General features: G+C 68.9%; 10 protein-coding genes. 5 read left to right on the top strand and 5 right to left on the bottom strand.

All coding sequences use genetic code 11. The features are described from left to right. The 3 genes from ACM14_RS18395 to ACM14_RS18385 form a co-directional block, all read left to right on the top strand. The coding region (locus ACM14_RS18395; protein WP_065346932.1) for a tripartite tricarboxylate transporter substrate binding protein at positions 1-907 on the top strand (907 nt) is incomplete at its 5' end. Between the two features lie 20 nt (positions 908-927). Continuing rightward, entirely contained in the window at positions 928-1,773 is an 846-nt protein-coding gene (locus tag ACM14_RS18390; RefSeq protein ID WP_065346931.1) for a TauD/TfdA family dioxygenase, read from the top strand. A gap of 57 nt (positions 1,774-1,830) precedes the next feature. Continuing rightward, a complete protein-coding gene (locus tag ACM14_RS18385) occupies positions 1,831-2,889 on the top strand; it encodes a 3-keto-5-aminohexanoate cleavage protein (RefSeq protein WP_065346930.1) in 1,059 nt (352 codons plus the stop codon). A gap of 4 nt (positions 2,890-2,893) precedes the next feature. Here the strand turns inward: ACM14_RS18385 and ACM14_RS18380 are convergent, their stop codons facing one another. The 5 genes from ACM14_RS18380 to ACM14_RS18360 are packed head-to-tail and all read right to left on the bottom strand — an operon-like array spanning position 2,894 to position 7,919. Next, complete coding sequence (locus ACM14_RS18380; RefSeq protein WP_065346929.1) at positions 2,894-3,976, bottom strand: AraC family transcriptional regulator; 1,083 nt, start codon at positions 3,974-3,976, stop codon at positions 2,894-2,896. Positions 3,977-3,988: 12 nt separating this feature from the next. Beyond that, on the bottom strand, positions 3,989-4,960 hold the full coding sequence (locus ACM14_RS18375) for a quinone oxidoreductase (RefSeq protein ID WP_065346928.1): 972 nt from the start codon (positions 4,958-4,960) through the stop codon (positions 3,989-3,991). A gap of 39 nt (positions 4,961-4,999) precedes the next feature. After that, a complete protein-coding gene (locus ACM14_RS18370) occupies positions 5,000-5,968 on the bottom strand; it encodes a tripartite tricarboxylate transporter substrate binding protein (RefSeq protein WP_065346938.1) in 969 nt (322 codons plus the stop codon). 14 nt (positions 5,969-5,982) lie between these two features. Next, positions 5,983-7,041: a 3-keto-5-aminohexanoate cleavage protein gene (locus ACM14_RS18365; protein ID WP_034390966.1), complete on the bottom strand. Its 1,059-nt coding sequence runs from the start codon at positions 7,039-7,041 to the stop codon at positions 5,983-5,985. A 29-nt stretch (positions 7,042-7,070) separates the two neighbouring features. Beyond that, positions 7,071-7,919 (bottom strand): TauD/TfdA family dioxygenase, encoded by an 849-nt coding sequence (locus ACM14_RS18360; protein WP_065346927.1) that lies wholly within the window; start codon positions 7,917-7,919, stop codon positions 7,071-7,073. Between the two features lie 162 nt (positions 7,920-8,081). Between ACM14_RS18360 and ACM14_RS18355 the strand changes: the two genes are divergently transcribed. Together ACM14_RS18355 and nirB are read left to right on the top strand one after the other, a co-directional pair. Further along, positions 8,082-9,089, top strand: coding sequence for an AraC family transcriptional regulator (locus ACM14_RS18355; protein WP_063327000.1), 1,008 nt, complete (start codon positions 8,082-8,084; stop codon positions 9,087-9,089). 233 nt (positions 9,090-9,322) lie between these two features. Then, positions 9,323-11,839 carry a nitrite reductase large subunit NirB gene (nirB, locus tag ACM14_RS18350; protein ID WP_065346937.1) on the top strand — a complete coding sequence of 839 codons (2,517 nt, stop codon included), beginning with the start codon at positions 9,323-9,325 and terminating at the stop codon, positions 11,837-11,839. The last annotated feature ends 13 nt before the right edge of the window (positions 11,840-11,852 follow it).

Here is an 11,852-nt window from a genome sequence, read left to right as displayed (position 1 = left end):
CGGCACGGCCTGGAGCCGCCAGCCGCTCAGGCTCATCGTGCCCGCACCGCCGGGCGGCACCATGGATATCGTGGCGCGCGTCGTGGGCCAGCAGCTCGCGTCTGAAACAGGCCAGGCCGTGGTGATAGACAACCGCCCGGGCGCGGGCGGCCTGCTGGGCATGCAGACCCTGCTGCAGGCGCCCGCCGATGGGCAGACGCTGCTGGTGGGCGCAAGCAATCTGCTGGCCGAGATCCCCCATGTGATCAAGATGCCCTTCGATCCGCTCAAGGACCTGGTGCCCCTGGCCTCGCTGGCCCGCTCGGGCGTGGTGCTGGTGGCCGCGGCCAGCCAGCCCGCCCAGGACTTGCAGGAGCTGCTCGCGCAGCTCAAGGCACGCAAAGGCCAGACCAGCTTTGCCAGCTACAGCCCCGGCACCGTGTCGCACTACGCCGGCCTGATCCTCAGCGACAAGGCCGGCCTGGACCTGCAGCATGTGGGCTACGCGGGCTCGCCGCCGGCCGTGCAGGCCCTGCTGGGCGGCCAGGTGGACGTCATGTTCGACGGCATGCTGACCTCGGTGCCCCTGATCAGGGCCGGCAAGCTGCGTGCCTACGCGTTCTCCGGCCCCCGGCGTTCGCGCCACCTGCCCCAGGTGCCGACCACCGCCGAACTCGGCTACCCCGAGCTGCAGTTTCGCGGCTGGGTGGGCCTGATCGCGCCGGCCCGCCTGCCGCCCGAAACCATGGAACGCCTGCGCGCCGCCATCGGGAAAGCGGCCAGCGCGCCGGCCGTGCAGCAAAAGCTCTCCGACGTGGGGCTGGAGCCCGAGGTGCTCACCGACACCGCCGCGCTGCAGCGCGAGACACGCCAGATGTCCGAGCGCAACGCCGGCATCGTGAAGAAATACCAGATCACCGCGAACTGACTTCCAGGGAAACACCGACCATGCAGATCCGACAGATCACCCCCGCCATCGGCGCCGAAATCTCCGGCGTCCATCTCGGCGATGCCGCACGCGACGCCGCACTGTTCGCGGACATCCGCGCCGCGCTGCTGACCCATCGCGTGCTGTTCTTCCGGGACCAGGACATCACGCGCGCCGAACATGTGGCCTTTGCCAGCCGCTTCGGCCTACTGGAGGACCATCCCGTGGCAGGCAGCGATCCCGAGCACCCTGGCCTGGTGCGCATCTACCGCAGCGACGATCCGCACAGCTACGAAAACACCTGGCACTGCGATGGCCTGTGGCGCCCCAACCCGGCCATGGGCGCGGTGCTGCGCTGCATAGAGTGCCCGCCGATCGGCGGCGACACCATCTGGGTCAACATGGTCAAGGCCTACGAGGAGCTGCCCGAGAGCATCAAGCGCAGCATCGACGGCCTGCGCGCCAAGGCCGGCATAGAGCACACCTTCGGCGCCGTGATGGCGCCCGAGGCGCGCGCGCGGCTGGCCAGCGAGCACCCGCCCGTGGAGCATCCCGTGGTGCGCACCCACCCTGAGACCGGCGAGAAGCTGCTGTTCGTGGGCGCGGGCTTCAGCACCCACTTCGTCAACTACAGCACGCCCGAGAACGTGCGCCACGGCATAGACAAGGCGCCCGGCGCCGCGCTGCTGATGAACTACCTGATCAGCCGCGCCACGATTCCCGAATACCAGGTGCGCTGGTCCTGGAAGCCCGGCGACGTGGCCGTCTGGGACAACCGCAGCACCCAGCACTACGCGCTCAACGACTACTACCCGGCTCCCCGCCGCATGGAGCGCGCGGGCATCGTCGGCGACATCCCGCGCTGAGGCCCTGCACAGACTCTTTCCACACCCAACCCTCACCCCCACCCACCGGAGCGTCCCATGAATTTTCTCGATGGCCACCTGTTCCCCGAAAACCAGCAGCCCCTGATCATCACGGCGGCCCCCTATGCGCCGGGCTGGCTGCCCGGCGATTTCCCCGAAGACATTCCCGTGACCATGCAAGAGCAGATCCAGAAGGCCGTGGACTGCTACAACGCCGGCGCCACCGTGCTGCACCTGCATGTGCGCGAGCTGGACGGCAAAGGCAGCAAGCGTTTGTCGAAGTTCAACGAGCTGATCGCCGGCGTGCGTGCGCGCGTGCCCGAGATGATCATCCAGGTGGGCGGCTCCATCAGCTTCGCGCCGGAGACCGAAGGCGCGGCCGCCAAGTGGCTGTCCGACGACACGCGCCACATGCTGGCCGAGCTGGAGCCCGTGCCCGACCAGGTCACGGTGACCGTCAATACCTCGCAGATGAACGTGACGGAGCAGGCCGAGGACGCGGACTTCAGGGGCACCTCGCGCGAGAAGCCCGCCATCTTCGACGCCTACAAGGAGATGACCGTGCCCGCCCAGCCCGGCTGGGCCGAGGAGCACATCCGGCGCCTGTCGGCCGCCGGCATCCAGAGCGCCTTCCAGTGCTACAACATCAACAGCTTCGAGTCCGTGGAGCGGCTCATGCGCCGCGGCATCTACAAGGGCCCGCTGGTGATGAACTGGGTGGCGATTGGCGGCGGCATGGACGCGCCCAGCATCTACAGCCTGGCCAATTTCGTGCGCGCCGTGCCCGACGGCGCCGTGCTCACCGTGGAAAGCAATGTGCGCAACGTGCTGCCCGTGAACATGATGGGCATTGCCATGGGCCTGCACGTGCGCTGCGGCACCGAGGACTGCCTGTGGAACCAGTCGCGCAGCGCCAAGGCCAGCACCGTCTCCCAGATCGAACAACTGGTGCGCATCGCGCGCGAGTTCGGCCGCCCCATCGCCACGGCGCAACAGGCGCGCGCCATCAGCAAGATTGGCGTGTTCTACGACACCGCCGAAGAGACATTGGCGGCCAACGGCTTCGCGCCCAACCGCAACGGCGGCAACCAGGGATTTCTGCGCAAGACCGCCTGACGCACTAGGCCTCGCCAATCCGTCCCTGCCCCCGCCTGCGCCAGTCCGAGACGCTGGCGCCGAAAGCGGCCCGGAACCAGTGGCAAAAGCCGCTGGGCGCGGCAAACCCCAGCAGGCCTGCCACCTCGCCCAGGGGCTGGCTACCGTCTTGCAGATGGCGCAGCACCAGTTCCCTGCGGAGGGTGTCGAGCAGTGACGAGAAAGTCTGCCCCTCCGCAAGCAGGCGGCGGTGCAGCGTGCGGCGGTCCATTCCCAGCTGGCGTGCCACCTGCTGGGCCGTACAGCGGCCGCCCGGCAGCAGTGCAATGATCAGCTCCCTGCAGGCCGCCTGCATGCCTTCGCCCCGGCTGCGCAGCGCCTGCTCCAGATGGCTTCGCGCAAAGCGCGCAACGCCCGAGCCCTGCCCCTGGCCGCATTCGCGCAGCAGTTGCAGATCCGCCAGGCGGCAGACCATGCCGTTGAAAGGCTGGTCAAACAAAGGGGTCACGCCGAAGAAGGCACGGTGTGCCGATGCATCGGCCGGTGCGCGGTGTACGAAGCTGACCTGCTGCGGGCGCCACTGGGCGCCGATCAGCTCGCGCAGCACGCGAAACATCACGCCCACCGCCAGCTCCATGGACTGGCGCATGGCCATGCCCGCGATGGGCACCAGGTCCTGGCGCACCAGCACCCCGGAGCCCGCGTCCTCGATGCGTACGAACATGCCCGCACTCAGCAGCTTGAGGTAGCGGCACAGCGTGTCCAGCGCCTGGCGCGGCGTGGGCTCTTGCTGCAGCACAAGGCTGATGGGGCCCAGGTGGGACAGGCTGCGCCGCGCCGCCAGGCGCAGCGCGAAATCCTGCGTGCCCGTGGTGCGCGCGGCCACCTCCAGCAGCTCGCGCACGGCATGGATGGGAATCAGCGTTTCCGGGTCGTCGAGCAGGCGCGCAGACAGTCCCGCCGCGCGCACAAGGACGGCGGGATCATGGCCCAGGCTTTTCACCAGGTCGGCATAGCCATGCAGGCTGGCACTGCGGATAAGGCCGCAGGTGACGGGCCTGCGGCCTGCGGCCACGGTGCCGAAGGCATGGAGCGCAGGGGTCTGCATGGCAGGTCCATTTCAGGGAATCAGCACCGTCGCGCCCGTGGTGCGGCGCGACTCCAGCGCCTGGTGCGCCTGGGCCGCATCGGCCAGCGCAAAGCTTTGCTGGGGCTCGCTGGCGATGCGCCCGGCCAGCACATGGTCGAACAGCTCGCGCGCCATCTCCAGCATGTGGGCGCGCGGCTGGATGTAGTGCACCATCGCGGGCCGCGTCATCCAGATCGATCCCTTGGAGGCCAGCAGTTGGGAGTCCACCACCACCGAGCCCGACGAGGTGCCGTTGCTGACCAGCCGGCCGCGCGGCTGCAGGCAGTCCAGCGAATCCATGAGCGTGTCCTTGCCCACCGAGTCATAGACCACGGGCACGCCCTTGCCGCCCGTGATCTCCATCACGCGAGCGACGGTGTTCTCGCGCGAGGTCACGATGACGTGGGCGCAGCCGTTGGCGCGCGCGGCGGCGGCCTTCTCGTCGGTGCTCACCGTGCCGATCATGGTCACGCCCAGGGCACGCGCCCACTGGCAGGCGATCAGCCCCACGCCGCCGGCCGCCGCGTGGTAGAGGATGGTTTCGCCCCCCTGCAGCGGATGGACCTGGCGGAACAGGTACTGCGCCGTCATGCCCTTCATCATCAGCGTGGCCGCCGTGCGGTCGCTGATGCCGTCGGGCAGCGGGATCAGCACCTCGGCCGGCATCACGCGCACATCGCTGTAGGCGCCCTGCGGGCCCATCAGGTAGCCCACGCGGTCGCCGGGCCGCACTTCGGTCACGCCCTCCCCCACGGCCTCGACCACGCCCACGGCGTCCGAGCCCAGGCCGTTGGGCAGGGCCAGCGGATAGCGGCCCGTGCGGAAATAGATGTCGATGAAATTGACGGCGATGAAGCTGTGGCGCACGCGCGCCTGGCCGGGTCCGGGCGCGCCGGCCTCGGCATGCTCCAGCCTGAGCACCTCGGGGCCGCCGGTGGTATGAAAGCGTATGGCCTTTGCCATGGAGTCTCCTTGTGTAGCGCCTGGGTGGGGCGCCCTGCATCAGTTGAGCCGGATGTCGAAGTTCCGGACGATCTCGGCATTGCGGTCGAACTCGGTGCGCAGGTCGGTGGACATCTGCTCCAGCGAGCGATCGCCTTCGACGGGCTCGAAGCCCGTGCCCGCATAGCGTTCGCGCACGGCCTTGCGTGCGTTGACCCGGGCCAGCGCGCCGTGGATCTTCTCCAGCAGCGGGCGTGGCGTCTGCGCCGAGGCGAACACGCCGCTCCAGTTGCTGAAATCCACCTCGGGATAGCCCAGCTCGGCCAGCGTGGGCACCTGCGGGTAGTCGGGCAGCCGGCTCTTGTAGGCCACGGCCAGCAGCCTGACCTTGCCGCCCGCGATCAGCGGCTTGGAGGTGACCGATCCGTCGAACATCAGCGGGATCTGGTTGCCCATGACCTGGGCCAGCGCGGGCGCCGAGCCCGGGAAGGCCACATGCTCCATGTCCAGGTGGGCCCTTCTGTTGAGGATGGCGCCCGCGTACTGCGAGGCCGTGCCCTGGCTGTACGAGGCGAACGACAGCGTGCCCGGGTGGGCCTTCACGTAGGCGATGGCCTCGGCCCCGTCGCGCGCGGGAAACTGCGGCGAGGCGATGAACAGCATCACCGAGCGCGCCATCTGCGCCACGGGCCGCACGTCCTTCATGGGGTCGAAGCCGACCTTGAGCACATGGGGCACCTCGGTGAGGATGTTGGTCACCGTCACCAGCAGCGTGCTGCCGTCGGCTTGCTGGGACAGCATGTGCTTGACGGCGATGGCGCCACCGGCGCCGGGCCGGTTCTCGACGATGACGGGCTGGCGTATCTCCTGCGCCAGCTGGTCGCTGATGATGCGCGCGAACACATCGATGGTGCCGCCGGGCGGCGCCGGCACGATGAGCCGGACCGGCTTGTCGCCGAAGGCGTGGGCGCCACCGGCCAGCAGCGAGGCGGCCAGGGCGATGGCAGTCCAGGGGGGCATGCGTTGCATCATGGGCTCCCGGTTCAGGCGGCCTTGCGCAGAAATCCCTGCTGGGCGCCGTTGCGGTTGGGCGCGAAGCCGTTGGCCGCCAGCGTCTCTTCCACGGTGCCGTAGAACTGGCCGATCCGGCAGATCTCCCGCGCCTGTTGGGCCGTGGCGATGGGGCGGCCGAACTCGCCTGCGATGCGCACCAGCTGCTCGATCTGCGCCACCGTGCCCATCTTGGCCGTGCGGCGCTGGTTCCAGAGGTTGTCCTCGGTGCCGCAGCGCACGTGCAGGCCCATGGCAATGCCCATCATGTTCACGGGCAGCACGTTGAGCACCGAGCTTTCCACGGTGAGCACGGCGCCGTCGGGCACGGCGCGCACGAAGTTGGCCAGGCTGTAGATGCTGGGCGCGTCCATGCCGCCGCCAATCGCCACCCAGTTCATCACCAGCGGGCCCTTGTAGATGCCCCGGCGCATGAGCCGCTCCACCGACTCGAAGCTGTTGATGTTGTAGCACTGGAAGGCGCTCTGGATGCCGGCGGCGGACAGGCGCCGGATGTGCTCCTCGGCCCAGCCGGGCTGGGCGGGCACGGTCATCTCCCTATAGGCATTGAAGACGGCCGGGTCCTCCATGGAGGTGCCGCGTATGTCGCGCGCATCGAACTGCTCCAGGAAATTCATCTGCGAGGTATTGATGGTCACCGTGACCTGGTCGGGCACGGGCTCCAGCTCGGCCAGCATGTGGCGCGTGTCGTCGGACAGCCACTTGGCGGCCGCGCCGTCCGTCTCGGGAGCAAAGCTGATCGATCCGCCCACCTGGATGATCATCTCGGGCACGCGCGCACGCACGCCGGCGATCAGTTCGTTGAACTTCGACAAACGCTTGCTGCCTTTGCCGTCCAGCTCGCGCACATGCAGATGCAGCACGGTGGCGCCGGCGTTGTAGCAGTCCACGGCCTTCTGGATCTGCTCGTCCATGGTCACGGCGATCTCGCCGGGAAAGTCCGAGGGCAGCCACGAGGGCGCATAGGGCGCGGCCGTGATGATCAGGGGCTGCTGGTTTTCGGGGAACAGGTGGCCGTCGAGAAAGTTCATGGCATGTCTCCTTGTGTCGTGATCGTGGTTCAGAAGGTCGGCGTGCCGACGATGCCCGCGCGCTCCATCTTCCGGTGGCTGGGCGGGTAGTCCATGGCCGCGTAGTGCTGGGTGGCGCGGTTGTCCCAGATCGCCACGCTGCCCGCCCGCCAGCGCCAGCGCACCTGGTACTCGGGAATGGCAGCCTGGCCGATCAGGTACTGCAGCAGGCCGGAGGCGCCCTGCGTGAAGTCCTGGCCCACGCGCACATTGGCGGGCGTATGGAAATTGGTGAAATGCGTGGTGAAGCCGTTCACGAACAGCACCTTCTCGCCGGTCTCGGGATGGGTGCGCACCACGGGATGCTCGGCATCGGGGTACTGGGCCTTGAGCGCCAGCCGCCTTTCGATGGGCATGGCCGCACCGAACGTGCATTCGATGCTGTGGCGCGCGCGCAGCGGCGCGATCAGCGCCTTGACGGCGTCCGGCAGGCGTTCGTAGGCCAGCGCCATGTTGGCCCACAGGGTGTCGCCGCCCACGGGCGGGCATTCCACGCAGTGCAGCACGCAGCCCATGGGCGGCGCCTCGCGCCAGGTGGCGTCGCAGTGCCAGGAATTCTCGTAGCGGTCGTTGGGCTGCTCGGGCGTCCTGTAGATGCGCACCAGGCCCGGATGCTCGGGATCGCTGCCGGCCACCGGATGGTCCTCCAGCTCGCCGAAGCGCCGCGCAAAGGCCACATGCTCGGCGCGCGCCAGGTCCTGGTCGCGCAGGAACAGCACCTTGTGGCGCAGCAGCGCCGCCCTGATCTCCGAGAAAAGCGCGTCGTCGCGCACCGCGTCGGCCAGCCGCACGCCGAGCAATTCGGCGCCGATGGCGCATGTCATGGGCTCTATGCGCATGCCTGTCTCCTGTCATTGTTGTAAAGGCCCGTGGCGGCACGGTCCGCCCGGCGTGGGGCCGGTCTCTGCAATGTAGGAAAACCCGGTTCCGCGGACTATGCAAGCCATGCCATCCTCTTTGCATTTCGTGCCACCAGGCCACGGACTGACAGGAGGGCAAGCATGGTCACCATGGTGCGCGCGGCGGCCTTGACCCATTTTTCGGACGTCATGCGCGAACTGGGCGGCGACCCCGACAAGGCACTGCGCCAGGCCGGCCTGCGGCCCGCGCTGCTGCGCGAGCAGGACCAGCTGATCGACGTGGCCATCGTCGCGCGCCTGCTGGAAGACGCGGCCCAGTCCACGGGCTGCGAGTCCCTGGGCCTGCGCATGGCCCGGCACCGCCAGCTGTCGAGCTTCGGCGCCGTGAGCCTGCTGCTGCTGCACCAGCCCACGCTGCGCCATGCGCTGGACACGCTGGTCGCGCACATGCACCTGGTCAACGAATCGCTGCTGATCCACCTGGAGGATGCAGGGGGCATCGTCATCCTGCGCGAGGACTTCGTCCTGCACGGCGCCATGCGCCAGTCCGTGGAACTGGCCATGGGCGTGCTGTGGCGCATGTGCGAGGCATTGCTGCGCGAGCGCTGGCGGCCACAAGGCGTCAGCTTCAGCCACGCGCCACCGGCCGACCTGTCCGAGCACCGCCGCATGTTCCGCTGCCGCATCACGTTCGGCGCCGAGTTCAACGGCATCGCCTGCCGCGCCGCCGACCTGGATGAGCCCAACCCGCTGGCCGACCCCGCGCTGGCGCGCTATGCGCTGCGGCTGGTGGAGGCCATGCCGGCCCACCGTGCCGCCTCCGTGGGCCACCAGGCGCGCAGGGTCATCTACCTGCTGCTGCCCTCGGGCAACGCCACCTGCGCAGGCGTGGCGCAGGGCATGGGGCGCAGCCTGCGCACGCTGCAGCGCGAACTGGACCGCGAGGGCCTGAGCTTCAGCGAGCTGCTGACCGAAGTGCGCCACGAACTGGCCCTGCGCTACCTGGACCATCCCCACTACAGCGTGGGCCAGATCGCGTCCATGCTCGGCTATGCCAGCCACAGCGCCTTCACGCGCTGGTTCGCTGCGCAATTCGGTTGCGCGCCCGAGGCCTGGCGCAGCCGCGCGCAGGGACTGCCTCGCGCCTGACGCACCGGGCGTTCCTGGCGCACTTGATCGCACTTGACGCACCACCACGGCGCACCCCGCCCCTGCACGGTGCGGCGGGCGCATTGCGGTGCACGCTGTCTGCGCACCAGACAGCGTGCACCACGGGCAGGCACCGCGCCGCGGTGCTGGCACGGCACTTGCATTGGCTGCCCTGACCCGCTGGCCCTGGCCTGCGGCCCGCAAAACACTGGATGCGCAACGCAGGACGCCAGATGAACATCGTTGTGATCGGCCACGGCATGGTGGGCCACAAATTTCTCGAGCAGCTGCATGCCCTGGGCGTGGCAGACGCGAACGTCACCGTGCTGTGCGAGGAGCCGCGCGCCGCCTACGACCGTGTTCACCTGTCGGAATTCTTCTCCGGCAAGAGCGCCGAGGACCTGAGCCTGGTGGCGCCCGGCTTCTTCGAGGCCAGCGGCTTCACGCTGCGCCTGGCGGCCAGGGCGGCAGCCGTGGAGCGGCGCGAGCGCACCGTGACCACGGCCGATGGCGAAGTCATCGCCTACGACCGGCTGGTGCTGGCCACAGGCTCGGCGCCCTTCGTGCCGCCCGTGCCGGGGCGCGACCGGCCGCACTGCTTTGTCTACCGCACCATCGAGGATCTGGAGGCCATGCAGGCATCGGCCGCGCGCTCCAGGACCGGCGTGGTGGTGGGCGGCGGCCTGCTGGGCCTGGAATGCGCCAAGGCCCTGCGCGACCTGGGCCTGGAGACCCATGTGGTGGAGTTCGCCCCGCGCCTGATGGCCGTGCAGGTGGACGACGGCGGCGGCCGCGTGCTGCGCAGCAAGATCGAGGACCTGGGCGTGCAGGTGCACACGGGCCGCAATACGCTGGAGATCACCGACGGCGCCACGGCGCGCCACCGCATGGTGTTTGCCGACGGCACGCACCTGGAGACGGACATGATCGTCTTCTCCGCCGGCATCCGCCCGCGCGACGAGATCGCCCGCCAATGCGCCCTGGCCATAGGCCCGCGCGGCGGCGTGGCCGTGGACGACCATTGCCGCACCAGCGACCGCAGCGTCTACGCCATTGGCGAATGCGCCTCCTGGCGCGAGCAGACCTTCGGCCTGGTGGCACCCGGCTACGACATGGCGCGCGTGGCGGCCCGCCACATTGCGGGCGAGGCCGAGGCCGCCTTCGGCGGGGCCGACCTCAGCACCAAGCTCAAGCTCATGGGCGTGGATGTGGCAAGCATCGGCGACGCCCAGGGCAAGACGCCGCGCAGCCGCAACTACCAGTTCATCGACGAGCGCAAGCAGGTCTACAAGAAGATCGTGGTCAGCGAGGACGGCCGCCAGCTGCTGGGCGCCGTGCTGGTGGGCAATGCCGATGAGTACGGCACGCTGCTGCAGATGACGCTCAACAGCATCGCCCTGCCCGAGGAGCCCGAGTTCCTCATCCTGCCCTCCAGCGACGGCAAGGCCAAGCCCGGCCTGGGCGTGGACGCCCTGCCCGACACGGCACAGATCTGCTCGTGCAACAACGTCACCAAGGCGCAGATCTGCGCAGCCGTGGGCGAAGGCGCCTGCACCATGGCCGAGCTCAAGTCCTGCACCCAGGCCGGCGCCACCTGCGGCGGCTGCGTGCCCCTGGCCACCCAGGTCATGAAGGCCGAGATGGCCCGGCGCGGCATGGCCGTCAACAACCATGTCTGCGAGCATTTCCCGCACTCGCGCCAGGAGCTGTACCACCTGGTGCGCGTGGGCGGCATCAAGACCTTCGACGAGCTGCTGCACCGCCACGGCAAGGGCCTGGGCTGCGATGTCTGCAAGCCGCTGGCGGCCAGCATCCTGGCCTCGTGCTGGAACGAGTTCGTGCTGCAGCCGCAGCTCGCCAGCCTGCAGGACAGCAACGACTACTACCTGGGCAACATCCAGAAGGACGGCAGCTACTCCGTGGTGCCGCGCATGCCCGGCGGCGAAGTCACTCCGGACGGCCTGATCGCCGTCGGCCAGGTGGCCAAGAAATACGGCCTTTACACCAAGCTCACGGGCGGCGCCCGCGTGGACCTGTTCGGCGCCCGCGTGGAGCAGCTGCCGCTGATCTGGGAGGAGCTGATTGCCGCCGGCTTCGAGTCCGGCCATGCCTACGGCAAGTCGCTGCGCACCGTCAAAAGCTGCGTGGGCTCCACCTGGTGCCGCTACGGCGTGGACGACAGCGTGGGCCTGGCTGTGCAGCTGGAAAACCGCTACAAGGGCCTGCGCGCGCCGCACAAGATCAAGTTCGGCGTCTCGGGCTGCACGCGCGAATGCGCCGAGGCCCAGGGCAAGGACGTGGGCGTGATCGCCACCGACAAGGGCTGGAACCTCTACGTCTGCGGCAACGGCGGCATGAAGCCGCGCCATGCCGAGCTGATCGCCTCCGACCTGTCCAAGGACAGGCTGCTGCAGCTCATCGACCGCTTCCTGATGTTCTACGTGCGCACGGCCGACCGCCTGCAGCGCACCAGCACCTGGCGCGAAAACCTGGAAGGCGGCTTGGACTACCTCAAGGACGTGGTGGTCAACGACAGCCTGGGCCTGGGCGCCGAACTCGAGGCCCAGATGCAGCATGTGGTGGACACCTACCAGTGCGAGTGGAAGACCGCCGTCACCACGCCCGAAGTGCGCCAGCGCTTTCGCAGCTTCATCAACAGCGACCAGCCCGACGAGCACATCGTCTTCGTGCAGGAGCGCGGCCAGATCCGCCCGGCGCGCAGCGAAGAGCGCAGCGAGGCCCTGGTCTGATCCAGGCCTGGTC

This window comes from Delftia sp. JD2 (assembly GCF_001682645.1).
Lineage (GTDB): Bacteria > Pseudomonadota > Gammaproteobacteria > Burkholderiales > Burkholderiaceae_C > Comamonas > Comamonas acidovorans.
This window is presented reverse-complemented; position numbering and strand designations above follow the sequence as displayed.

What these genes read in the sequence shown, in the direction of transcription:
- ACM14_RS18390 (WP_065346931.1), top strand. Translation starts at nt 928, where the DNA reads ATGCAGATCCGACAGATCACCCCCGCCATCGGCGCCGAAATCTCCGGC.
- ACM14_RS18385 (WP_065346930.1), top strand. Translation starts at nt 1,831, where the DNA reads ATGAATTTTCTCGATGGCCACCTGTTCCCCGAAAACCAGCAGCCCCTG.
- ACM14_RS18380 (WP_065346929.1), bottom strand. Translation starts at nt 3,976, where the DNA reads ATGCAGACCCCTGCGCTCCATGCCTTCGGCACCGTGGCCGCAGGCCGC.
- ACM14_RS18375 (WP_065346928.1), bottom strand. Translation starts at nt 4,960, where the DNA reads ATGGCAAAGGCCATACGCTTTCATACCACCGGCGGCCCCGAGGTGCTC.
- ACM14_RS18370 (WP_065346938.1), bottom strand. Translation starts at nt 5,968, where the DNA reads ATGCAACGCATGCCCCCCTGGACTGCCATCGCCCTGGCCGCCTCGCTG.
- ACM14_RS18365 (WP_034390966.1), bottom strand. Translation starts at nt 7,041, where the DNA reads ATGAACTTTCTCGACGGCCACCTGTTCCCCGAAAACCAGCAGCCCCTG.
- ACM14_RS18360 (WP_065346927.1), bottom strand. Translation starts at nt 7,919, where the DNA reads ATGCGCATAGAGCCCATGACATGCGCCATCGGCGCCGAATTGCTCGGC.
- ACM14_RS18355 (WP_063327000.1), top strand. Translation starts at nt 8,082, where the DNA reads ATGGTCACCATGGTGCGCGCGGCGGCCTTGACCCATTTTTCGGACGTC.
- nirB (WP_065346937.1), top strand. Translation starts at nt 9,323, where the DNA reads ATGAACATCGTTGTGATCGGCCACGGCATGGTGGGCCACAAATTTCTC.